Below are 23,934 nucleotides of genomic sequence, written 5' to 3' on the forward strand. Positions count from 1 at the left end.
GAGCTAATCTCCAAAGAGTTTGATGGCTGGCGGCTTAGGAGCGAAGACCTCATTGGGATCCACCTGCGGGCGCTCTACCCCCTGCAGGGGCGAGAGGGGGCGACCGGTGTCGAATTGGAAGAGATAGATGGGCAACTGGCCATTCCCCAGAGGCAAAAGAGCTAAAGTATCGATTTGGGTCAGGACGTTGCGGCTGGTGGGTCGGGTTAGGTTGAAAGCAACGATTCGGTCTTCCAAGGAATTGTCCGGGCTGGAGCGCCGGCCCAGGCCAATGCTGAACTGCTGGTTGCCCTGCTCATCCACTCCCAAGGCCCGCACATCTCCCAACTCCGCTTGAGGAGCGCTCCCCGGCAGGCCGGCTACCACCGGCGGCGCATCCACCGGCGGCTGCGAAGGCAAAAAGCGCAACTGCGTCCCTTCTGGCAAAATGCGGTAGTCCTGGTAGTCATGCTGGATGGACAGGGATCCCCTGAACACGCGGCGGTTCAGGCCCTCCAGGGTCCAAAAGCCATAGCCCAAATTGATGCGGGTGCTCTCCGGCAGCCAGTAGCGCTCCCCTCCCTCGGGAGCTGGCACCGCCGTAAACCCCATCAGGACATAGGCCTGCCCCCACACCCCCGACAAAAACAGCAACACCTGCCGCGGCAGCCCCGACTGCGGATCCAGCCACAGCTCCCGCAACTGGCCTTCCTGAATGGGCTCTAGGCGTAAGTGCTGGACAGGGGATCCAGCCAAATCCACCCGTTCTGAGGAGAGGACGCGGTAGCGGCTGGGATCCGCCTTCAAGTAAAAGCTCACCGAGGGCAAGAGGGCTTCCGGTCGGCTCACATACATCGAGTACAGCTGCAGCAGATCCGACTGGTTCACCACTTCCAATTGGCGCGAATCCAAGAGGCGGATGCGATCCCCTTCGGCTACCCAAGCCTGCCAACTGCCGTCGCGGCGGTAGAGCACATCCAACGTGGCTGTGAAGGTTTGGGATCCCTCTACCCGCACCTGCTGGCGATATTGCAAGTTGGGCAAAGGGGGCAATTGCCCCAGAGCAGCGTTGTAGCGCTCCAACCAAGCTTGGGGATCAGAGCTGGCAAGAGAAGAGGGATCCGATTGGGCCAAGGCCGGATCCCCTGACGGCAGACCGACCAGTCCCGTTACCAGGAACACAATCCCGCAGAGGTAGCCACAGCCTCGAAGGGATCCCTGCCGCTTCCTGAATTGGGACTGTTCAGGGAACATCAGCTCACCTCGCAACCCTGCTCTTGTTGCCCTTCTTGCCACTGCTTCTGCCGGGATCGGAGCGCTTCCCACGACCGTGAGTAACCCTTTGGAAGGGATCCCTACTCTCTGCCCGCCGATTGAGTACGCCTATTCAATGGAAATGGATTGGGGGCCGTCGGAGCGACCGGAAGGCGGGGGCTCCTCCACCCTCAGCCCCTGGGACTCCAGCCAACTGCGCAGCGGATCTTGCTTCACATCCAAACGCAGCAGGCCGCTGAGAAAACCGCCACAGAACGGAACAGGATTGCTCAGAAAGGTCTTCCAGACCTCATTCATCTCCATAGCCGCAACACCAACCACCCCCCCAATCCTAGCAAGGCCGGCAGGTGGGGATCCCCTCCCTTGGCTAGACGGCAATCAACTTCTCTCGGTTTATGTTCTGCAGCACACTAAAAATGCTGTTGCCAATGCGCTGGAACTCTTTACTGCTTTTGTCGGCAAAGTGCAACACCCAAGGGAGCCTGCAAGGCTGAAACCCACTAGCAGGATGAAGCTGAGAAAGATGGTAGGTTTGCAGGGCCAGTACTTCCAAGGGGGTGCTTCCATATTCGTGAATAACTCGCAATGGCCTTGCACTCCCAATGGAGCCTGAACCCTTCTTGATGGGCTGACTTGTTACTAGAGTAAATGACTTTTTAGGGTGATTGAAAATAATGGTGCCTATCGCAGCATCTTTATATCTGCCTTCTTCTTGAATCCCCATTCTTCCCGCGCCACTTTTGCGCACCCCAACAATATCCACAGCAATCTTTTCTTTTCTTAGTTCCTCAATTGTTTTATCAAATTCGCCTCTTTGAACTAAGCCATCCCTCATCAAAAGAACCTTTCTAGGGTATCGATGAAATTTGTTGTAGAATCTATTGACGAGCTTGGACACGGTTTGATAAATTGCCTCGCCGGAAAAAGTTTCTCCTCTTTGTATATCGGGCAACTCCCAGCCTAAGCTTTGACCATTGGCCAGTACCGCGAAGGCAGAGGTTCCGTAGTAAAGCTCTCGATTCGTCCCCACATCAAAACCAATGGTAAGCTCGGAGCACTCAGGATGATCGAGGGGTTCAAGCAACACGGGTTGCCACGCAGCTTTACACAGAAGTCCTAGTACGACATTTAGAGCTTTGTAGGGGTCAGCTCCAGGAATCATAAACTGAGTTGCTATTCCTGCTCGAAGTGCTTGCAAGCGGATCTTTTGCTTGTGCTCATTAGGCGACAAGGGCATGACAACCAGAACGGTTTTGATCCCTTTGTCGGCCCAGCTTTGCCAAAACCTCTGTTGAGCAAGGTCGCCTTCAGGCAAATCTTGACGGGTTGCGTAAAAGTCTATTTCAACTCTTGCTCCGCTCTTTTTAGCTACTTCAAGTAGGCACTTGCGAACCTCAGTAGGATACTCACGTTTATTATCGTCAAGATTTAGAAGTCCAAACTTTGTCTCGCCAACTCTTGCACATCCTTGGTACCTAACTCTCGCGGGGTTTTGGACTTGTCTATGACCAAACCCCAATAGCCTTGGACTTGGCATAATGTATCCTTCTGCTTTTAGGGGATCAGCCTGAAAGTCAGAAATATTGTAGACATTTTCTATAATAGTTTTTGCGGTCTCTTTAGACTCTTTCAATCTCTCTTCTAAACTTTTTCTGATGTGCTCGCTAACCAAGGAGCTAACTTTTTTGCCAGTCCATCTTTGATCTTCTATACTTGCTAGCATCTCCAAAGTTAAAACAGGCGACAGTCTCCGCGATAGATGAAGGATAGGCTCTGCCTTTTGTCTGAAATTGCGTTCTCTCGAGACCACTTGAACCACCAGAGAGCCATCAACTTCTTCTGGAGTTGCTCCGTACTTCTGTACATGATAATCCGCTAAGCTAGTGTTTAGCTCCGCTAACCATACTTCCCTTGGCGACTGATTGGAAATAATGCCTCGATACTCCCAAGTTGGGTATTTATTATTTTTTGTCCTGTATGTGTTTCGTACAATTTCAATTGAGACATCTGGGTAATTTTCCAGCCACTCATGCAGCGTCCATGGGCTGTAGAAATGGTATCGGATGTCGATCTCTAGATAGAGCTTCTTATCTTGTCTAATAACAACGTCTAGCTCTCTTCCTCTGTGAACCTCCCACCCATCTCCGCAAAGTGGTTTTACTCCTTCAATCCGTTCTACTCCTTCCAGACCCGTAACCCACCAGATCAATCCTCCTCCTGTTGATCGCTCAATCTCTGTTTTTTTGTACTTAGATCTTAGACTCCAATCTAGTTTCTTGCGCTCGAAAGTTTCTAGAGCCTGTCTCTCTGTAGGGTCTGTACAATCTAGAGCCTTAGAACCAAGCTCTTCCAACTCCCATTCCTCTGTTTTGAGTTTACTGGCCGGAACTTTTTCTCGGGTTATGATGCGATTTCCCAGACGAACAGCCATTACACCTAGCTGATTACAAATCTTGGAGAGAGCCCTCTGCTCCTCTCCTAGATCTGGAAGAGGGTTTGGCCTGCAACCATACTCATAGAAGGTGAGCTCTTCTTGAGTTAGCTCCTTGACGAAGAAGTGATTGAGTGTAGCCTCAACTTTTTGCTGGAGTAGGCTCATTGAGAAACTCTGCGTTTAAACTCCTTTCCATGATAAGCCTTCACCATCGATACTTAGCCAGGGATCCCTTTCTTCTACCCCAGTGACAATCAAGAGAGGGGGCTACGACGTAACCTTTGTCATAGTTGCCGACAAAGGCCCAGGTGCATAGGGCTGATGTGTACTTTGCCTGCACCTTATGCAGATGGGGAACACCGTTGAGGAACGGCATGATTGGATATACTCAGCTCAGGGCTGCGCGGGCGCTTGCGATGACCTCTGCAAAACGGCTTGGCAAAATTCTGCTGGTGGACAGGGATCCCGCGGTTAACCGGCAGTTGAGATCCCACCTTGAGCAAGCTGGGTACAGCGTCCTTGAAGCGCAGAACAGCACTAAGGCTTTGGAAGCCATCATTCATCAATCGCCAGATCTGGTGCTGATGGAGTTGGCGCTGCCGGAGCTGAATGGGCTGGAGCTGTTGCAGATGATCCGCTCGGCCCGTTCCCGCTCGGAGTTGCCGGTGCTGATTCTTTCCGGCTACAACGATGCAGCGGCAATGGTGGCCGCCTTTGACCTGGGGGCAGATGACTACCTCACCAAGCCTTTCGTTCCAGAGGTTGTGCTGGCCCGCATTCGCTCGCAACTTGCTTTGGGCGCGGCCCAGGGAGCCTGTGCTGACAAGCAACCGAACCAGGTTGGCAATGGGCGCTACCAAATGGAACGTTTGATCGGCATCGGCGGCTTTAGCCAAACCTACCTAGCCCGCGATACCCATCGCCCCGGCCATCCCCTCTGTGTGGTCAAGCGCCTGCGACGCATGGATGACAAAGCAGAGGAAGACCGAACCGGGAAACACGAAAAAATAGCCGAAATTGCCAGGGCAGCCTTTGAGCGGGAAGCTAAAATTCTGGAGAAGCTGGGCCACCATCCTCATATTCCCAAGCTGTTGGCCCACTTTGAAGAAGACGGGCAGTTCTACACCGTGCAAGATTTTGTCCGGGGATCCTCGCTGCGGCAACACGCCAATCGGGGAGTGATCTGGTCGCCGGCCCAAACCGCCTACTTCCTCTGTGAGCTTCTCAAGATCCTTGTCTTTGTCCACCAGCACGGCGTTATCCACGGCGATATCAAACCCCCAAATATCATCCAAACCCGACGAGGCCAACGTACCCACTTCACCCTGATCGATTTCGGTGCCATCCAACACATTGGCAACCAGCCCGGCCAAGATCGCTTCCCCGGTGTCTTCATCGGCACCAGCGACTATGCTCCCCCTGAACAGTTGTCTGGCTGCCCCCGCTTCAACAGTGATATTTTCGCCCTTGGACGGGTGGCGGTGGAAATGTCCGTAGGGACGTTGCCGCAGATCGGCGAACCTTTGGCAGAAGCCATCCCCTTCGGCTTCGGGGATCCCCGCCTGCTGGCCATTTTGGAGCGCATGGTTGCTCCCGACGCAGATGCCCGTTACCCCACCGCCCAAGCGGTCTTGGACGAGATCCTGCCCCTATGCAGGCAACTGTTGGCAGAACGGTCTCGAGCCTCACAGCAGCCGGTGCTTGTGGGGCAAGGCAAGGTGGAAATCACGGCTGCGGGGCCAAATCTTCGCTGATCGCCTCTGCCTGAAACCGACCGCTCATGCCCACCACCTGCCACTCGGCGCTGCGATTTCCCTGGCGGAAGCGCAGCCGTCGGGCTCGCAAGGGCACCACTTCTACGACTTCTACCGGAAAGTGTTGGTATTCGCCCAAGTACTCCCGGTAATCCGGGGGTAAGTTTGAATGACTGTGGATTTGAATCCAAAACACCCGTCCCGCTTCGTTTCCATAGGCGCGGATCTGCTCTTGACCTCGGTATTGCTCCACCCCCCGCAAGCGCTGTCGCCCCACCGGCATGGGCTGTGCCCATTCGGGCAAGGGATCCCCCAAGCTGATCGACCAAGCCGGCCCGCTCAGCCCTAGCCAACAGAGCAGCAGTAGCCCCCAAACCCAAGGCCATCTGTGCAGCGTGCTGTTCCCGGTTTTCAAGGCTCGACCGAACATGGCAAGTTTTTCTCCGCAATTGAACCCAACGTTAACGTTTGGGATGGTTCAAAACAACTTTGTCTCAACGCACGCGAAAGCCGATCCGCCCGCCCTCAACATCGAAGGCAACGTCGGCGTTGAAAAACAGTGGCATGCCCAACAGTTGCACTCCTTGGTTGCCGTTAACAAAAATCCGATCCCGGCTGGGCGTAATGGGAAAGCCAACCCGAATGCGGTAGTCAAAAGCCCCCTCCAGCACAGCTCGCCATTCAGCGCCGGGGGGCAAGGTCGAGGTGGAGAAGGGAGCTGCCCCCAACAGCCTGACGTTGAGAAAAATGTCGGAAGAACCACTGTCAAAAACGGTGGGGCTGAGGGCATTTTGAATAGAAGTGTTGCTGATGCTGTAGGCCACTTGTAAAGCCTCATCCCGCCAGATGGGGGTGCCGTCGGGAAAGCTTCCCACCTGGGGAAACTGCCGGAAATTGAAGCCGACGGTGTTGGCAGCCGTTAGGCCAACCGTGAACAGGCCCTGGGTGGAGTTGAAGCCCCCCGTTTGAATAATGTACCCAGAGCGGAAATTGCCCGGAAGGCGGGTGAGCGGACTAAACAGCTCGCGGTCGGGGCTGCGCTCATCCAAGGATGTGCCTAGGATCCCAGCAAAAGGCCGTCCTGGCCCAAACAGATTGTCGGAACAGTTGGCCACCAGTGGCTCCACGCAAGTGATTTGGTCGATCAACTGAATCGTTACCGGCTCCCGACTGGGGATCCCTCCTATGCTGAAGGGGGCGCGGGCCAACACCCCGATAAATTGCGTGCCATCTCCGAACGTCACAGTGGAAGGGATCCCCGTCCGTTCCAGGCCAAAGCGACCTGCCGCCGTCGCTACAATGCGCAAACCTGCCGAGCCGGTATCCAGTAACACCTCAGCTCCGCTCCCGGCCACCCCCACTGTCAGGCCCAGGAGCTTGAAGCGGCTGTTGCCCAGGGTACGCACCGGCATGGGAATCGACTCGGTTCCCGGTTGAGGTGGGAGAGGGATCAACGCAGGGGGGGAAGCCACAGATTCCCCCTGGCCAGAACATCCGGCACCGAGCAGCAGCAAGGCCAAGATCCCAACTAGGGCGATTGCCATTCCCCAAGGGCTGTGCCAAGCCCGCCCAGACCGTGGCTCATTCTTTGGGCTTGACCTCACCTGCATTGAACACCCACACTAAGCCGATAAGGAGCGTATCCTGTCTGCAAGCGGCAAAGAACATTCCCATTGCCAGCATGCTCGAACCCGGAAGCATCGCGCGGCAATATTGGATCCCGGCCAAAGACAGTGTACACAAGGCCGACTGAGGGAGAGTGCGCAATACCGTCGTCAACTGTGGAGTTGTGGGGCTGGATGGGCTGCAGCCTACAGCATTAGCTCCGCCTGCCAATCGACTACCTTTTGGAAGCGAAAAGCGCCCGCCAGGGCCCCCCAAACCTGCTGGTGGGTGATGGGATCCATCCCTCGGTCATGGCTGCAAAACTCGCTCTCGCTCAGGTGCAAGGTGGTCTGCAGATAAGTGGTTTGGCCGTTGCGCACCACGCAACACCGGCACCCCGGCTCCGTCACGCCGACAAAGAGGGATCCCTGCCTCTTCACCTGCACATCACACCCCTCTAGATAGGCCAGATCGGCAGCCTGCAGTTGACTCAGTTGGTCTGCCCTTTCCCGAGCACAGCCCCGCCACCGCTGCGGCTCCAAAGGGCGATAGTTGCGAATCAGGATCCCAGCGCTTGCCTGAGTCAACTCCACCACCGCCTGCCGATAGGGATCTTCCAAATGGCCACTGTAGGCTTGCTCCACATAAAAGCCGATCCCGCCCAAAACGTGGGCCGGCAAGGGGCGATAGGCCACCCGGATCTGGGCGAAAAACGGTGGATTTTCCCAGGCTTGCTCTTGGTTGCTGAAGTCTCCTGCCAGCCAACGCGCCATCTGCAGCAGCTCCGGGGAAGGAGTGCGATCCAACCCAATAGGCATAAGCGGGCATCCAGAACTTCTGTAAAAGGTGTGTACCGAAAATCTTAGGGAATCGAAGAGAACCTTCTCAGATTTTGCCCCAACCTCAGGCCCGACCGAGGATTGCAGCAAGTGTTAAATTATGTATCCTTTATGAGAATGTTCGCTCCGATACTGAAAATGGATCCCTTGCAAGCTGCAAAGCCGCGATCGGGGCTGACATCTTTGTTCATGTTGTAAAGCTAGGCAAAGAAACATTCTCTTTTGTAAAAAACTACTCCCGCGAAGGACAGGGAGAACAGCCTGGGATCCGAGATGGGAAGCAGGTTGGAAACCGATCTAAGACCTTTTGCGCGAGGTAAAGCCGATTTACATTTTTTGATTTCATCGCTTCTTGCCTTCGCGGTAGAAAAAGACTGGAAGCAAGGCGAGCCAGCTTCTTCTCGTCTGCCAGTTGAGGTTGCCAGCAGCGGCTGAGGCTTCTTGTCCAAGTCCGATCCCGTAGATGGTGGCCTGGCTCTGGGGGCGAGCTTCGCTTGCTCATCTTGGTTCTATCGGCTTCGATCCCGTCGGCGGTTCTGTGAGTTAAACAGCACCTCTCGGCACTGGGGATCCAAGCAGTGTTGCATTCCTGGCCGGCAGGTGCTCTCTTGTCCGCTGCAGGGAATGTGGATTCATAACCTCTTTTACTTTTGCTAGGGAGATTCAAAACCATGAACGATGTATTTGGCAAAGTGGTTGCACAAGCTGACTCCAAAGGCGCTTTTTTGGGAGAGAACGAGTTTGCCGCTCTCCAGCAGGTAATTGCCGAGGGGAACAAGCGTTTGGACGCTGTGAACCGCCTCACCAGCAATGCCTCCAAGATCGTGACCGATGCCATCCGTCAGTTGTTTGCCGAGGAGCCCAATTTGAACGCTCCCGGTGGCCCTGCCTACCCCAGTCGTAACGTAGCCGCCTGTATGCGGGACATGGACATTATTCTCCGCTACATCACCTACGCCGTGGCAGCCGGAGACGCCAGTGTGCTGAACGAGCGCTGCCTGAACGGCCTGCGGGAAACCTATCAAGCCTTGGGCACCCCCGGTAGCTCGGTGGCCAACGGCATCCAAAAGATGAAAAAGGCTGCGGTGGCGGTGGTAAACGACCCCAACGGCATCACCCGGGGGGACTGCAGCGCTCTGATTGCCGAAATCGAATCCTACTTCGATCGCGCTGCTGCTGCTGTGGTTTGATCCCCTTTGGGCTGAAGTTTCTGTTGTGTTCGGATCCAGTTATGAAGACCCTCTCTCAAATCTGAGGCAACTCAGGCTAGCAGGGGATCCCTGGAAAAGTAACCTGTTTTGCAGCGATTTTGCAGTTGAGACTTTGAATCTTTTGCTTTGTTTTTTGCATTGAGCTTGAGTTAAGTAAAGGAGCGTTTTGAATCATGCAAACCCCAATTGTTGACGCCATCGCCACTGCCGACAGCCAAGGGCGCTACCTGAGCAACAGCGAATTGCAGGCCATCAATGGCCGTTTTCAGCGGGCTGCCGCCAGCATGGAAGCCGCCCGAGTTCTGAGCAGCCGTGCCGACGAGCTGGTGCGCGGTGCCACCGAAGCGGTTTACGCCAAGTTCCCCTACACCACCCAACCCGGTGGGCAGTGCCACACCCAAGCTGGCAAGGACAAGTGCGCCCGCGACGTGCGCCACTACCTGCGCTACATCACCTACTGCTTGGTAGCCGGTGGCACCGGTCCTCTGGACGAGTATCAGTTGGCCGGGATCCGCGAAATCAACGCCGCTTTTGAACTCTCCCCCAGTTGGTTCATCGAAGCCCTGCGCTACATCAAAGCCAACCACGGCCTGACCGGGCAAGCGGCCACCGAGGCCAACACCTACATCGACTACGCCATCAACGCGCTCAGCTAAACCCTTGGCTTGGGATCCCTCTAAAAGGGCGACGCCGGCTAGCCAGTTGGCTCATCCCATAAACCAGGGGGGATGGCGAGGGAAGGTTGTTGAGGGCAACGGTGGTGAGCCTGCTACGTTGCGGAGAGATACGTTTGACCACGTGGGTTTGCGGATCAGTCTCCCCAATAGGAAGGCGCCACTGTTGCTCTTCTGCAGCTTGGGGCTGCCGATTTTTGATTTCTAATTTTAGTTTTCGATTTCTACAGTCGTTTCAGGCTAGGGTGAGACGCCTGGGCTATTGATCGCGCCAGCGGGACGGAGTCCTTGAAAAGCCTTTTGGCCCCCTGCATTATTGCTCCGCAACGCCGACGCGACGACGCAACCAACACTTTAGGTGTGGGTGCAATGTCCTAGCTTGAATCGAAATGACCCTAAACGCAAGCTTGTTCTCAATCTGTGTCCATTCAGTTCAATCGGGGGAATTAGCATGAGTGCAATCACAGCGGCAAGCCGGATGGGGATCCGGGGCATTACGGAGACCACCCCACTGGAGTTGCGCCCCAACGCCAGCCAGGATCAGCTCAATGCGGTGCTGCGGGCCATCTACCGTCAGGTGCTGGGCAACGACCATTTGTTTGGGGCCGATAGGAAGGAGCTAGCCAGTGCGGAATCGCTGCTGCGCCAGGGCAGCCTGACGGTGCGGGAGTTTGTGCGATGGATCGCCAAGTCCGAAGCCTACAAAAAGCGGTTTTTCTACCCCAACTCGCAAACCCGGGCCATCGAGCTCAATTTCAAGCATCTGCTGGGACGCGCTCCCACCAGCCCCAAAGACATCGCCCGCCATTTGGACATCTACCAATCTGGCGGCCACAGCGCGGAGATCGATTCCTACATCGACAGCCCAGAATACCTAGAAGCTTTTGGAGACAACATCGTCCCCTACCCGCGTGGGTTTGAATACCGCAAGGCCCATTCCACCCGCGACTTTACCAATCTCTTCGCCCTCTACGGGGGCTACGCCAACAACGACCGCTCCCAAGGGCCCAGACCCCGTCTGATGATGCCTTTGGCCACCGGGTTTACCCCGGCCATTCGCCGCATTGGGGTGCGGGGGCTGCTGCCGCCCAGCCCCATTTCCAAACACCTGGGGCCGCCAACGGGCCAGTCGGATCGCATGTTCTGTGTGGAAGTGACCCGACTGCTGAATCCGCCTTCGGCGCTGGCCACTTCCAGCCGAGTGCGCAAATCCAACCAGCAGATTTTCGTCTCTGCCGATCAACTGTCGGCGACAATGCAGCGGTTGCTCAAATCGGGCGCCAAGATCGTCAGTGTCCGCAGCGCTTGATCCCTTCTCGGTGTCTTCTCCGTTGTCGATTCCATGACCACTGCTGTTCCTCTGGATCCCAATCCGTCGGTGGATCTCACCCCGGCTGGACAAATCGCCAAGCTGCGCCACGGGGATCCGGGGGAACGCTACTATGCGGCTTGGTGGCTGGGGCGCATGCGCATTGCCGAAGGGATCCCTGCCCTGATCGAGGCCCTGGCCGATGAAACGGATCGCACCGCTCAAGGGGGATATCCGCTGCGGCGCAACGCTGCTCGTGCTTTGGGTAAACTGGGATCCCTCGCCGGGATCCCTCCCCTGAAGGCGGCTTTGTCTTGCTCTGATGGCCAAGTGGTGGCAGCGGCTGCCCAGGCACTGGTTGAGATTGCCCTTGCCAACAACCTCAACAGGGATCCCGACGAAGTGGAAAAGCTGGGATCCGCTTTGCTAGAAGGGCTGCGCTTTGTGGAGCGAGGACTGCAGACGGAAGCCCAAGCCGCCCTAGAGGCCATTATCGAGGCTCTTGGACAACTGCAGGTGGCTGCTGCCCTGGAGCCAATTCGTCCTTACCTAGAGCACACTTCCATTCGCTTGCAATGTGCGGCGGCACGGGCCTGCTATCGTCTCACCGGGGATCCGACTTTTGCTCAGCGCCTGCTGTCGGTGTTGGATCACGACAACATCCATCTGCGGCGGGCTGCCCTTTTGGATTTGGGGGCCAGTGGCTATTTGCCGGCAGCACAAGCCATTGCGGTGGCGGCGGTGGAGGTCAACCTGAAGCTCCTCGCCCTCAAACAGTTGGTGGAGATCAACCTGGAACAACATCAAAGGATCCCCGGTGCTGAGCTGCACCAGGTGCTCCGGCTGATCGACGAGCTGCTGTGAGCGGTGGTGCTTCTGGGCCCTTGCTGTTCACATTAGCGGGACGGAGTCCTTTGCAACTGACCTATCAAGGCATTGCCCATGAGTTTGTGCATCCCTCTGCAGCGATTCAAAGCCGTCAGAATCTGTCCGCTCGGCACCAGGGTTGGGCTCCGTGGCTGTAGCACTGCCTCAGTCTTTTGCCTTCCCGTATCGAGGTGCCGCCCTCAGTTTTGGAGCAAGGGCAACAGCAAGGATCCCTGAGGTGCAAGGGATCCCGGCAGCGGCTGTCTCCTCTCGGAAGCACTTCATGACCTTGGTCGAGGAAACCCAAAGGACGCCGTCCCGCTGACGCGACCGGGGGGATGAGCATTTGTTGCAGCACCTGGCACAGGAACGGCAACTGTTGGCCTGACAAGCTCGCTGCCTGCCCAAGGGATCCAGCTAATGCCCGACAATTGCCCAGAAGGGTTCGATATTCCCGATAATGGGAAGCGGCTCCTGGGATTCAAAGAGGGATCCGGGATCAGTTTGTTGTGTTGTTGAGGCAGTGGTTGGGGTGCAGGACACAAGGTAATGGAGGAGTCTGCCACTCAGGAAGAGATCCCTGGGGGATCTCCTTCAGCAGGGCCATCCCGTTCGTTGATGTCGGTGGCGGGCTTGGTGGCCGGGGCGACCTTGCTCAGTAAGGGCATAGGCTTTATTCGCCAAGCTTTGATTGCAGCAGTGTATGGCTCGGGGCCGGAGTACAGCGCCTTCGGGGTAGCCTACATCCTGCCCGGTTTTCTGTTGATTCTGCTGGGAGGGATCAACGGCCCTTTTCACAGCGCCATCGTCAGTGTCCTCAAAAAGCAGCGGGATCGGGACAGGGAGGATGCGGCTGCCTGGCTGGAATCCATTTCCACCTTGGTAGGCTGCCTGCTCCTGCTGGTCAGCTTGGGCCTTTGGTGGGGAGCGGACTGGGTGGTGCGCCTGAATGCGCCGGGAGCCAGCCCCGAAGTCCATGCTCTGGCCGCTGCGCAACTGCGGATCATGGCCCCTTTGGCCTTGCTCTCGGGGTGGATTGGCATCGGCTTTGGAGCGCTGAATGCTGCCGAACACTATGCCTTGCCTGCCCTTAGCCCGCTGATCTCCAGCTTGGCGGTGATCGGGATCCTGGTCACGCTGGGATGGACGGGGATCCCAACTTTGCTGGCCTGGGGCGTGCTCATCGGGGCCATTGCCCAATGGTTGGCCCAAGTTCCGCTCCAGATGCGGTTAGGGCTGGGGCGACCGCGCCTGCGCTTTGAGTGGGGATCCCCGCAGGTACGGGCGGTGGGCTTGCTGATGTTGCCGGCGGTGATCTCCTCCGGGATGATCCACATCAATGTTTATGTGGATCTGTTTTTTGCCTCTTTCGTACCTGGGGATCGCACCATCGGCAACTTGGGATATGCCCAGCTTCTGGTACAAACGCCGCTGGGGATCCTCTCCAACATGGTGCTGGTGCCCTTGATGCCTCTCTATGCCCAGTTGGCAGGGGATGGATCCCGTTGGCCGGAGCTGCGCCAGCGTATCCGCCAAGGGCTGATGCTTACGGCAATTGTGACCCTGCCCCTGTCGATGCTGTTGGTGGCTTTGGCCGAGCCCATTGTCCAAGTCGCCTACCAGCGGGGGCGCTTTACGCCGGAGGTGACACAAGAGGTGGCAGCCCTGCTCATGGCCTATGGTCTGGGGATGACCGGTTACCTGCTGCGGGATGTGCTGGTGCGGATCTTCTATGCCCTGGAGGATGGGGCTACGCCTCTGCGCATCAGCAGCATGGCCATTGGCCTGAATGCCCTACTGGACTTTCTATTTTTGCAGGCTTTTGGAGCGCCGGGCATTGCCTTGGCCACGGCGGGGGTTAATCTGGTGGCGCTGATCGGTTTGGGAATCCGGCTGCACCGGCACCTGCCGGGGATCCCTTGGCAGGAGATGGGACAAGCCCTGCTGCCGTTGCTGGGGATCACCGTCTTGGCCGGGGGGCTCAGCCATTGGCTGTGGACCCAACTGCGCTCCTACGAGATTGTGGGGTCTCCCCTGCTCACCGCCATCATTTGGGCCGGGCTGGCCGCGGGTTTAGGTCTAAGCTTGTTCGCCGCCGGAGCTCTCTACCTGCGGATCCCAGAAGTGGAGTGGGCAGCAGCCCGACTGCGGAAACGGGTAGGACGCTGGGGGAGCCAGTGGGCAAGCCGGAACTAGCTGATAGCTTCCAGGTAATCTCGCACGCGGTTGCGTCGCTTCGGCTGACGCAACTTCTGCAGAGCTTTGGCCTCAATTTGCCGCACCCGTTCCCGCGACAGATCCAAGGCGCGACCGATTTCCGCCAGCGAATAGGTGCGCCCATCCCCCAAGCCGAAACGCATGCGGATCACATCCCGCTCGCGGCTGGTGAGATCCGAGAGCAACTGCTGTAGATCGCGATGCAGGGCTTCCCGCATCATGGTCTCTTCTGGAGAAATGTCGTCAGTTTCCAGCAAATCCCCCAGTTCGGTGTCCTTGTCTTTGCCCACCTTGGTTTCCAGAGAAACCGAGCGGGGCACCCGTACCAACAGCTCGCGTACTTGAGGCGGCGTCATCTCCAACTCGGAGGCGATGTCTTCGATGGTGGGAGTACGGCCCTTTTCCTGGGAGAGCTTGCGCTGCGCTTTTTTGATCTTGTTCAGCTTCTCGGTGATGTGGACGGGCAGGCGAATGGTACGGCTTTGGGTGGCAATGGCACGGGTAATGCCCTGCCGGATCCACCAGTAGGCGTAGGTGCTGAAGCGGTATCCCTTTTTCGGGTCAAACTTTTCCACCGCTCGCTCCAGGCCCAGCGTACCCTCTTGGATCAGATCCAGCAGCTCCAAGCCGCGGTTTTGGTATTTTTTCGCCACCGACACCACCAGGCGCAGGTTGGCCTTGATCATGTGCTCTTTGGCACGCTTGCCAATTCGCTGAACCTGCTGCAGCTTTTCAGGGGTCAGTTGCGCCCACTCGGGGTACTGGTTGGCCTTGGCCACCCATTCCGCAAGAGTGGGATCCCGTCCCAACTCTTTCTGCAGGCGCAGGCGCAAATCCAAGAGCTTCATGTAGTCTTGGACTTTTTGGGCCAGGGCCACCTCTTCATCGCGCCCCAACAGAGGAACACGACCAATCTCTTGTAAATAGAGACGCACCAGATCGGTGGAGCGGCGGGTTGGCTCCTCTTCCAGAAACTCGCCATCGGCCAGATCCACCTCTGCTTCTTCGGCAGCATCGAGGAGATCGGCGGGGCCATCCAACAAAATGTCGTTGAGTTCAGGTTCGTAGTTAGACATGTAGGGTGTTGCTGATGTAGCGACAGGGGTGGACAGTCCGGTGGGCTGAGAGAGGGATGGTAAACGATGTGGAGCGGGTTAAGCTTAAGTGTTCCCCTTTGCTCAACGCCTTGCGGCATTCGGAGGAAAATCACACATTGACCTCTTCCTCAACCCGACCTCCTGCCCATGCCCCATAGGGAAAGGCTGAAGTAGCAGCGGAGGGGTCACACGGAGAGCGTGAGCCCCTTATCATAAATTAATTATAGTTGCATTTCTCAGCCCAGAGACATGAGAGCCAGCGTAGGATCCCCCCAGTTCAACCGTCACCGCCACTGCGAAAAAGCGTATTGCCCTCAGGGTGAACCCAGCAGCTCGTCCTTGGGGGAAGTAACCCATCCATCCTAGAGGGTCTAAACTTCAAAGGTAGCGTGTAAATTGCTTTGCCTATTCCAATCTATTCGATTCTATTCGATGAACTGTTCCCATTCACCTATCCCACCCAGCTGTGGGGGAGCCAGACTCCCCGAACAGGTCAACCCCCTTCCTCTGGGCAGACTGGGCTCTGCTCAGGCACTTGGGTTGGCCATAGCCCCGCTGACGGGGGAAAAGGTTTCAACCTTGGCATTGACGACTCTATTGGCCATCGGTCTATTCTTTTTTCTGCGAGCTGCAGGCAAGGATCGCGTGGAGAGTCGCCTCTACTTTAGCAGTCGCAGCCTGGAAGAAATGGGATCCGCTCTGCGAGAGCACTTGGAAGGGCGCGGCTATCGTCTCCAGTCCGCCGATGCCGAGGGGATCGCCACCTTTGCAGGGCAGGGTCAGGCTAGCGTGGGGCTGGCCCTTTTTTTGACGGGGCTGGCGGGGACGGGACTGGCCTGTTTGGCCTTGGTGCTGCAGACCCTTGAGCCGGGGTGGGGAGCTTGGCCCTGGATGGTGGTGCTGGCTTCTCCTTGGGCGGGTTGGTACTACCGGCAGCGCAACCAACGCCCGGAACAAATCCGCCTGAAACTGCAGGAAGCCGACGAGGACTCTGTCCCGCTCTCGTCCTGGGAACGAACGCCAACGGCTTCTGGATCCCACCTGTGGGTGGAGGGGCATCGGGATGAGCTGGATGGGCTGGCTGCAGCCCTGGGGTTGCAAGAACGGGATCTGGATTAGGGGTAGGGGAGTCTAAGGCTAATCGGGAAAGAGAGGTGCTGGGATCAAAGACAGTTGATCCCCAACGGCAGGGTCGGGGATCCCATTGGGAGCGGGCTCTTTTTTGGAGTTCTTTTGGGCGAGGCGGCTTTTCCCTTGGTTTCTCAAGCCCAGGCCGATGCGGCTGTGTTTTTCCACCAAGGCCAGCACCTGTTCGGCCCGCTGGATTACCGGCTGCGGCAGGCCAGCCATGCGTCCCACCTCGATGCCATAGGAGCGATCTGCCCCCCCAGGCTGTACCTGGTGCAAGAAGATGATGCGATCTTGCAATTCCTTGACCACCACCTGAAAGTTGGCCACGTTGGGCAGCAAGGTCTCCAGTTGGTTGAGCTCGTGGTAGTGGGTGGCAAAGACCGTACGGGCGCGCACCTGAGTGGCCAGGTATTCCGCCACCGCCCAGGCAATGGAAAGGCCATCGAAGGTAGCGGTGCCTCGGCCAATCTCGTCCAGCAGCACCAAGGAGCGCTCGCCGGCGTGGTTGAGGATGTTGGCGGTCTCGTTCATTTCCACCATGAAGGTGGACTGGCCGGTAGCCAGATCGTCCACAGCGCCAATGCGGGTAAATACGCGGTCGCAGAGGCCCAACTCTGCCCGCCGCGCGGGGACAAAGCTGCCCATCTGGGCCAGGATTTGGATGAGCCCAATTTGCCGCAGGTAAGTGGACTTGCCGGACATGTTGGGCCCGGTGAGGACGATCAAATCGGGGCCGTGGGGGGATCCCAGTTGCACCGAATTGGGCACGAAGAGGCCCTGGGGCAGGGATTTTTCCACCACCGGGTGGCGACCCTCCTCGATGATCAGCCGGCGGTCTGTTGTGAGGAGGGGACGGGTGTATCCCTGCTGCACTGCCACTTCCGCCAGGCCAAACAGAGCATCGACGGCAGCCAGGGTCTGGGCCACTTGGCGGATGGCTTCGGCCCGGGATCCTGCCTCTTGGCGCAACTGCACAAACAGCTCGTATTCCCGCTGGTTGATGCCGGTTTGGGCTGTGAGGATGCGGGCCTCTTTTTCTTTGAGCTCGGGGGTAATAAACCGCTCTTCGTTGGTCAGGGTTTGCTTGCGGATGTACTCTTTGGGGACTTGGTGGGCCTTGGCACGGCTGATGCTGAGGTAGTAGCCGAAGGCCTTGTTGAAGCCCACCTTGAGAGTGGGGATCCCAGTGCGGTCGCGCTCGCTTTTTTCCAACTGGGCAACCCACTGGCGGTCTTGCTCCACCTGCTGCCGCAGCCTGTCCAGCTCGGGATCCACGCCGGCTCGGATGAGGCCCCCCTCGGTGAGCACAGGGGGAGGGGAGGGCAGGAGGGTGTGCTCGATGCGTTGGCCCAGCTCAACCAGGGCGGGATCCACCTGTTGCAGGCTTTGCAAGAGGGGAGTCTTGGCTTCCCCCACCAGCTCGGCCAACTGGGGCAGTTTGCCCAAGGAGGATCCCAAGGCCACCATCTCGCGCGGGTTGGCGGTGCCCGATCCGACGCGGTTGGCCAGCCGCTCCAGGTCGTACAGAGAGTCCAGAAGGGATCCCAGGCGGGCCCGCAGAGAAGGGTTTTCCAAAAGCTCTTGGATGGTGTCTTGGCGAAGGCGGATTTGCTCTAGATCCCGCAAAGGCTGCAGCAACCAGCGCCGCAAAGTGCGCCCCCCCATGGCTGTACGGCTGTGATCCAGCACCCAGAGCAGGGATCCGACAAAGGATCCCTCTCGGATGGTCTGGGTGAGCTCCAAGTTACGCCGGGTTTGGGCATCCAAGATGAGGTAATCCGTCAACTGGTAGGTGCGAGGGGGACGTAGGAGGGGGTGGCCCCCCTGGGGAGAAGGCTGCACCAGGTTCTTTTGCGTCTCCTCCAGGTAGTGCAAGAGCCCTCCCGCCGCCCGAATTGCCAGGGGCAGCCCCTTGCAGCCCAAGCCCTCCAAAGAGCGCAGGCCATAGGTCTGTAGCAAGTTTTCTCGCGCCACCGCCAGCTCAAAGGGCTCCGCCGGGCGCAGGGTATAGGTGTACTGGCCGGGCAGGCCCAGGGGAGCTTGGGGATCCCCAGGCCGAATTAAGCCCAGGCCCAGCCCTTCCTCGGTGGGCAGCAGGATCTCCGCCGGCTGCAGCCGGGCCAGCTCCTGTTCTAGCTGCTCTTGCCCCTCGCTCTGACACACCCAGAACTCGCCGGTGGAGATATCCGCATAGGCTAGGCCCCAGCGGCAGGGAGCCTGCTTCGATCCTTTGAGCCGCACGACGGCTGCCAGGTAGTTGTTTTGCCGCGCCTGCAGCAGCTCCTCTTCGAGGACGGTGCCAGGGGTGATCACCCGCGTCACTTCCCGCCGCACCAAGCCCTTGGCCTGATCTGCCGGCTCCATCTGGTCGCAGACGGCCAGGGCATAGCCTTTGGCCACCAACTGGGCAGCGTAGCGGTCGAAAGCATGGTAAGGGATCCCGCACATGGGCACCCGCCCTATGGCCCCTGCTTCCCGCCCGGTGAGCACCAGCTCCAGCTCCCGCGACACCCGCTGGGCGTCCTGGAAGAACATCTCGTAGAAATCCCCCAGGCGGTAGAGCAAGATGGCGTGGGGATACTGCCGCTTCAGCTCCACATAGTGCTGCATCATGGGGGTGAGCAGGGTGGGATCCACCTCTAAGGCATCCCAAGTAGGCTCGGCGGAAGAACTCATGGCATCAAAACGTGGGCAAGCAATGGGCTGAAGGTTCGGAGTCTAGCCAACTCGGGCCGACCAGCTTGGGCCATTCTAGATCCAGGTCTAGATGAAGTTTGAGACGTTTCCCCAGCCCTTCTCCCCTGATTCCCATTTCGCGGTTGGTTGCCATGACCTCGCTCAGGGTAGTTGGATCCCCCCTGAGGTAAGTCTGAATGGCTGGGCAGAGGCGCTGCCCGGTCTTGTCCAAAAGCCCTGAAGCGCAAGAGGGAGAAATTTAAGCACAAGCTATTGAAACTGACTTGCAACATCCAAGAAGCCTTGCTATTCTAGCGACTACGTTTTGTTGAGTTTGACTTTCAATAAAGCTCGGGAGGGAGGCCTGGCCAACTTGGCTGAGTTTTCCATCCCGCCCTTGCGGGCGGAGGGGGTTTCTTGGCCTCAGAAGGCTCTCTTCCTGGGCAAAGCTCGAGAGGTTTTCCCGGTGCTGGTCGATCGCGAGTGTCCGTATACAGAGGTTGAGGGGGGCAGAGGCTGGGGGCAAAGAAAGCGGCTGCTCTCGCCAATCGGTTTGACCTGTTTGCTATTGAGTTTCATTTTCCTAGTACTTTTGGTCTCGATTGCTTTGGGATCCGTTCCCATGACTTTCCCAGAACTCTGGCAAGCCCTGTGGGGGCAGGGGGATCCCATTCGGCAGACGATTGTTTGGCAGTTGCGGCTGCCGCGGGCGCTCTTGGCCCAGTTGCTGGGGGCGGCTCTGGGGATGGCAGGGGCCCTGTTGCAGGGGATGCTGGGCAATGGGCTGGCGGATCCCTACCTGCTGGGCATTTCGGCGGGGGCGGGCCTGGCGGCGGTGGGGTTGCTCACCTTGGGAGAGTGGACGGCTTGGGTGCCCCTGGCCGCTTGGGTGGGCGGGGTGCTGACTACCGTGTTGGTGTACGGGTTGGCGCGTACTCCCTCGGGACTGGCGGTGGAGCGGCTGATCTTGGCGGGGGTGGCCGTCAGCGCCCTGTTTGGGGCCATTAGCTCCACCTTGTTGTTGATGGCAGATGACCGGGTGCAGGTGGCTCTCACCTGGTTGATCGGCAGCTTGAGCGGGCGGGGCTGGCCGGAGGTGCGGGTGGCCGGGGTGTACATCCTGGTCGGGCTGGGGCTGGGCTGGGCGCAGGCGCGGGCTTTGAACCTGCTGGGCCTGGGAGAAGAGATGGCGGTGAGCTTGGGGATCCCTCTGGCGCGGACGCGGGTGGTGATTGGTCTGGTGGCGGCTTGGCTGGCGGCAACCGCCGTCAGTGTGGGGGGGTTGATCGGCTTTGTCGGTTTGGTGGTGCCCCACATGGTGCGGCAGGGGGTGGGATCCGATTACCGCTGGCTGTTGCCCCTTTCTGCCTTGGCAGGGGCGACCCTGCTGAGCGGTGCCGACATCCTGAGCCGTTTGGGCCCGATAGAGCTGCCGGTGGGGATTGTCACCGCTGTGATGGGGGCTCCCTTTTTCGGCTGGCTGCTGCGGCAGCAGGGGGCGGGGCGATGAGAGAGCCCATCCTGCAGGTCGAGGACTTGAGCGGGGGCTACGGATCCCGGACGGTGGTGCGACAGGTGAGCTTCAGCGTGCAACAGGGGGAATGGCTGAGCATTGTCGGCCCCAATGGTTCGGGCAAATCGACGGTGCTGCGGCTGTTGAGTCGGGTTCTGATTCCCCAAGCTGGGCGCGTGTACCTGGACGGTCGGGATCTGCACCGGCAGCTCACCCCCCAACAGGCGGCACGGCAGTTGTCCCTTTTGCCCCAGCAGCCGCAGATCCCGGTAGGGCTGACGGTGCGGCAACTGGTGAGTTTGGGGCGGTCTCCCCACCAGCCCTGGTGGGCGTGGCAGTTGACGCGGGCGGATCGGCAGCGGGTGGAGTGGGCTCTGGAGCAGACGGGATTGGGATCCCTGGCCCTGCGGCGGGTGGAAACCCTCTCGGGGGGCGAGCGGCAACGGGCTTTTCTGGCGCTGGCTTTGGTGCAGGAGCCGCAGGTGCTGCTGTTGGATGAGCCCACCACCTTTTTGGATCTGCGCCACCAACTGGAGCTGCTGGAGCTGTTGCAGCGCTTGCAACAGGAGCAGGGGCTGACGGTGGTGACCGTGCTGCACGACTTGAACTTGGCCATTCGCTACAGCCGGCGGGTGGCTCTGCTGGGATCCGGCCAGATGCAGGCCCTGGGGTCTCCCTTGGCGGTGTTGACCCCCAGCCAGGTGCGACAGGTGTTTGGCCTGGAGGTGGAGTGGATCTCGACTCCGGTAGGGCCACAGCTTTGCCCCCTGCGCAGCACAGCTCCAGCGGCAGCAAGGCTCCTCTCCCTGCCGGTGTCAGGGTGCTGAGGGAGGGTTTGTCCGGTTTTGCAGTGAGTTTTTCCTGGGGTGGATTTCGAGGAGCATGAGAGGTTATGCGCGTGAACGGTCGTTGGTGGCGGGTGGTGAGTTTGGGGTTGAGTTTGGGAGTGGGCTGGGGATCCCTGTCCCAGGCTCAGCCCAATGCCCGGATCCCTGATTCGACAACTCCGCCGCTGTTGGCCCAGGCCACCCCTGCACCGACCACCCTGCCAGAGCAGATTAGGGAGCTGGAGGCGCAAATCGAAGCTGCCCGCCAGCGGGGGGATCAGGCAGAGGTGGAGCGGCTACAGGCCGAACTTCGGGCTCTCCAGCAGGAAGGCACGCCGATCTTTAACCTGCAACAGGTCACCGTAACCGGTACTCGCACCGAGCGCACCTTGGCCGACTCGCCCGCCAGCATTACCGTCATCGACCGGGAGCGGTTGCGGCGGGAGCTGGTTCAAAACATTCAGGATCTGGTGCGCTACGAGCCGGGGGTGAGCGTGCGGCGCAGCGTTCGCTACGGCCTGCAGGACTTCAACATCCGCGGCCTCGACGCCAACCGGGTGTTGATCCAGGTGGATGGGATCCGCCAGCCGGAGCGATTTTCCTTCGGCCCCTTCACCATTGGCCGGGATACCTTTGAGCTGGAGACCCTGAAAACTGTAGAAATTATCCGCGGCCCCGCCTCCACCCTCTACGGCAGCGACGCGCTGGGGGGTGTGGTGACCTATACCACCCTGGATCCAGCCAATCTGCTGGGGGAACGGGACAGCCATGTGGGCCTGTCCAGCCAGTACGACAGCAAAAACCAAGGGTACGTCAACACCCTCAGCTTGGCGGGTCGGCAGGATAACTTGGAGGCCCTGCTCATCTACACTCGCCGCGACGCCAGAGAGCCGGATATCCAGGCGGATCCCAGTTTCAAGGATCGGCAGACGGTGGAGGGAGACAATGTTCTGGCCAAGCTGGTCTATCGCTTCAGTCCCTTTGACAGCCTCACCCTGACGGCGGAATACTTCAACAACCGCACCACCACCACCTTTTCGCCCCGCAACCTGGATCCCGGCATCCGCTTTTTCAGGGAGACCATTGAGACCGAGCGCAGCCGCCTCAGCTTGGAATATCGCTACGCCAACCCCGATACCCCCGCTTTTGAGCTGGCCACCGTCCAGATCTACTACCAGCCGGCCCGCACCCAGGAGCCCAGCGTGGAAGAACGCACCCTCACGGTACAAGATCGGCCCGTGCCTGTGCGTCGGGATACCTTCAACGAGCTGGTCAGCAACATTCTGGGAGCCAGCGTACAGGCCCAGAGCCGCTTCCAAACCGGGGATCTCTCCCACCGCTTGGTGTATGGAATGGAGATCTCCACCACCCGCAACGAACGTCCCCGCAACCGCTTCCAAACCAACCTGCTGACCGGGGCAGTCACCCAAAACATCCCCCCGGACACTTTTCCCACCAAAGATTTTCCCGACTCCGATACCGTGCGCTTTGGGCTGTATTTGCAAGATGAGATCGACTTTGGGGGCGGCAACTTTACCCTCATCCCCGGCATCCGCTACGACACCTACCGCCTCACCCCCAGCCCTGACGAAGCCTTCTTGAAAAGTGGGGCAGAAGCCGCCAGCCTGTTTGCCGATGCCATTTCTCCCAAGGTGGGCCTGGTGTGGAGGATTAATCCCAACCTCACCTTTACGGCCCAGTACAACACCGGTTTTCGGGCCCCTCAGTACAACGAAATCAACAGCGGCTTCACCAACCTGGTCAGCCCCTTCTTCCGCTACCGCACCCTTTCCAATCCCAACTTGCGACCGGAAACCAGCCAAGGCTTTGAAGTGGGGTTGCGGGGGATCTACCCCCAGGCCAGCTTTAGCTTGGCCGCCTACTACAACACCTACAACGACTTTATCGAGGCTTTCCGGGAGGTGGGATCCGAGCCTTCACCCCCCGGCCCGCCAGGGAGCCCGCCACCTCCACCGGTGACTCTCTTTCAGAGCCAGAACGTCAGTCGGGCCCGCATCTATGGTGTAGAAGCCACCGGGCAGTACTTCTTCAGCCCCGATTTGACCGGCTGGAGCCTCAATGGCAGCTTTGCCTGGGCGGTGGGGGATAACCTCACCGAAAACAAACCCCTCCTTTCCATTGAGCCACTGACGGCAGTACTGGGACTGCACTACGACGATCCCAGCCAGATCTGGGGAGCCAGGTTGGTGGCCACGCTGGTGGCGGATCCCCGCGACCCGCAACGGGAGGTAGTGCAACCGAACCCCAACGCTCCACCTCAAATTCCGTTTGTGCCCAAGGGCTACACCGTGGTGGATCTGCTGGGCTACTACAACCTGGACGACAACTGGCAATTGAATTTCGGGGTGTTCAATCTCTTTGATGAAAAGTATTTTCTCTACTCCGAAACCCGCTCTCTCTTTGTCGGCCCTGAAGTGGAACGGCGGGCCCAGCCGGGACGGCATGCTGCGCTCAGTTTTTCCACCCGGTTTTAGGGGCCAAGACCTGAGGCCGTGTTTACTCTGG

19 protein-coding genes are annotated in these 23,934 nt (G+C 58.6%); 11 read left to right on the forward strand and 8 right to left on the reverse strand.

What is annotated here, in order from left to right:
• Window positions 1-3: 3 nt before the first annotated feature.
• The 3 genes from ACVWVQ_RS02060 to ACVWVQ_RS02070 form a co-directional block, all read right to left on the reverse strand.
• Complete coding sequence (locus ACVWVQ_RS02060) at window positions 4-1,233, reverse strand: hypothetical protein (protein ID WP_457506615.1); 1,230 nt, start codon at window positions 1,231-1,233, stop codon at window positions 4-6.
• 129 nt (window positions 1,234-1,362) lie between these two features.
• Window positions 1,363-1,575, reverse strand: a complete 213-nt coding sequence (locus ACVWVQ_RS02065; protein ID WP_238376814.1) for a hypothetical protein — start codon at window positions 1,573-1,575, stop codon at window positions 1,363-1,365.
• A gap of 46 nt (window positions 1,576-1,621) precedes the next feature.
• Window positions 1,622-3,853 carry an argonaute PAZ domain-containing protein gene (locus ACVWVQ_RS02070; protein ID WP_457506617.1) on the reverse strand — a complete coding sequence of 744 codons (2,232 nt, stop codon included), beginning with the start codon at window positions 3,851-3,853 and terminating at the stop codon, window positions 1,622-1,624.
• 251 nt (window positions 3,854-4,104) lie between these two features.
• On the opposite strand from ACVWVQ_RS02070, the gene ACVWVQ_RS02075 reads away from it, so the two are divergent.
• Window positions 4,105-5,442, forward strand: coding sequence for a protein kinase domain-containing protein (locus ACVWVQ_RS02075; RefSeq protein WP_414356833.1), 1,338 nt, complete (start codon window positions 4,105-4,107; stop codon window positions 5,440-5,442).
• Here ACVWVQ_RS02075 and ACVWVQ_RS02080 read toward each other — a convergent pair.
• The 3 genes from ACVWVQ_RS02080 to ACVWVQ_RS02090 all read right to left on the reverse strand — a co-directional run bounded on the left by ACVWVQ_RS02080 (window position 5,414) and on the right by ACVWVQ_RS02090 (window position 7,865).
• Window positions 5,414-5,872, reverse strand: a complete 459-nt coding sequence (locus ACVWVQ_RS02080; protein ID WP_457506620.1) for a hypothetical protein — start codon at window positions 5,870-5,872, stop codon at window positions 5,414-5,416. The genes ACVWVQ_RS02075 and ACVWVQ_RS02080 overlap by 29 nt on opposite strands.
• Window positions 5,873-5,936: 64 nt before the next feature.
• The gene (locus tag ACVWVQ_RS02085) at window positions 5,937-6,914 is read right to left on the reverse strand and encodes a hypothetical protein (RefSeq protein WP_457506622.1); all 978 of its coding nucleotides are present in this window, start codon (window positions 6,912-6,914) and stop codon (window positions 5,937-5,939) included.
• A gap of 339 nt (window positions 6,915-7,253) precedes the next feature.
• A complete protein-coding gene (locus ACVWVQ_RS02090) occupies window positions 7,254-7,865 on the reverse strand; it encodes a chromophore lyase CpcT/CpeT (protein WP_457440114.1) in 612 nt (203 codons plus the stop codon).
• Between the two features lie 692 nt (window positions 7,866-8,557).
• On the opposite strand from ACVWVQ_RS02090, the gene ACVWVQ_RS02095 reads away from it, so the two are divergent.
• The 6 genes from ACVWVQ_RS02095 (at window position 8,558) to murJ (ending at window position 14,143) form a co-directional block, all read left to right on the forward strand.
• Entirely contained in the window at window positions 8,558-9,076 is a 519-nt protein-coding gene (locus ACVWVQ_RS02095) for a globin family protein (RefSeq protein ID WP_011434282.1), read from the forward strand.
• Window positions 9,077-9,270: 194 nt separating this feature from the next.
• Window positions 9,271-9,753 carry a globin family protein gene (locus tag ACVWVQ_RS02100; RefSeq protein ID WP_011434281.1) on the forward strand — a complete coding sequence of 161 codons (483 nt, stop codon included), beginning with the start codon at window positions 9,271-9,273 and terminating at the stop codon, window positions 9,751-9,753.
• A 469-nt stretch (window positions 9,754-10,222) separates the two neighbouring features.
• Complete coding sequence (locus ACVWVQ_RS02105; RefSeq protein WP_414332161.1) at window positions 10,223-11,080, forward strand: phycobilisome rod-core linker polypeptide; 858 nt, start codon at window positions 10,223-10,225, stop codon at window positions 11,078-11,080.
• A 33-nt stretch (window positions 11,081-11,113) separates the two neighbouring features.
• The gene (locus tag ACVWVQ_RS02110; RefSeq protein ID WP_457506624.1) at window positions 11,114-11,944 is read left to right on the forward strand and encodes a HEAT repeat domain-containing protein; all 831 of its coding nucleotides are present in this window, start codon (window positions 11,114-11,116) and stop codon (window positions 11,942-11,944) included.
• Window positions 11,945-12,095: 151 nt separating this feature from the next.
• Complete coding sequence (locus tag ACVWVQ_RS02115; RefSeq protein WP_457506626.1) at window positions 12,096-12,272, forward strand: hypothetical protein; 177 nt, start codon at window positions 12,096-12,098, stop codon at window positions 12,270-12,272.
• Between the two features lie 224 nt (window positions 12,273-12,496).
• On the forward strand, window positions 12,497-14,143 hold the full coding sequence (murJ, locus tag ACVWVQ_RS02120) for a murein biosynthesis integral membrane protein MurJ (RefSeq protein ID WP_457506628.1): 1,647 nt from the start codon (window positions 12,497-12,499) through the stop codon (window positions 14,141-14,143).
• Here murJ and sigC read toward each other — a convergent pair.
• The gene (gene sigC, locus ACVWVQ_RS02125; RefSeq protein ID WP_414374965.1) at window positions 14,140-15,240 is read right to left on the reverse strand and encodes an RNA polymerase sigma factor SigC; all 1,101 of its coding nucleotides are present in this window, start codon (window positions 15,238-15,240) and stop codon (window positions 14,140-14,142) included. The genes murJ and sigC overlap by 4 nt on opposite strands.
• 600 nt (window positions 15,241-15,840) lie before the next feature.
• Between sigC and ACVWVQ_RS02130 the strand changes: the two genes are divergently transcribed.
• Entirely contained in the window at window positions 15,841-16,380 is a 540-nt protein-coding gene (locus ACVWVQ_RS02130; protein WP_457506630.1) for a cofactor assembly of complex C subunit B, read from the forward strand.
• Window positions 16,381-16,398: 18 nt separating this feature from the next.
• Here ACVWVQ_RS02130 and mutS read toward each other — a convergent pair whose 3' ends face one another.
• Entirely contained in the window at window positions 16,399-19,068 is a 2,670-nt protein-coding gene (gene mutS / locus ACVWVQ_RS02135) for a DNA mismatch repair protein MutS (protein WP_457506632.1), read from the reverse strand.
• 466 nt (window positions 19,069-19,534) lie between these two features.
• Between mutS and ACVWVQ_RS02140 the strand changes: the two genes are divergently transcribed.
• The 3 genes from ACVWVQ_RS02140 (at window position 19,535) to ACVWVQ_RS02150 (ending at window position 23,903) form a co-directional block, all read left to right on the forward strand.
• Window positions 19,535-20,578, forward strand: a complete 1,044-nt coding sequence (locus tag ACVWVQ_RS02140; RefSeq protein WP_457506674.1) for a FecCD family ABC transporter permease — start codon at window positions 19,535-19,537, stop codon at window positions 20,576-20,578.
• On the forward strand, window positions 20,575-21,408 hold the full coding sequence (locus ACVWVQ_RS02145) for an ABC transporter ATP-binding protein (RefSeq protein ID WP_457506634.1): 834 nt from the start codon (window positions 20,575-20,577) through the stop codon (window positions 21,406-21,408). The genes ACVWVQ_RS02140 and ACVWVQ_RS02145 overlap by 4 nt, the downstream gene beginning before the upstream one ends.
• A gap of 65 nt (window positions 21,409-21,473) precedes the next feature.
• Window positions 21,474-23,903 carry a TonB-dependent hemoglobin/transferrin/lactoferrin family receptor gene (locus ACVWVQ_RS02150; protein WP_457506636.1) on the forward strand — a complete coding sequence of 810 codons (2,430 nt, stop codon included), beginning with the start codon at window positions 21,474-21,476 and terminating at the stop codon, window positions 23,901-23,903.
• The last annotated feature ends 31 nt before the right edge of the window (window positions 23,904-23,934 follow it).

The sequence above is a fragment of the Thermostichus sp. MS-CIW-36 genome (assembly GCF_054059035.1).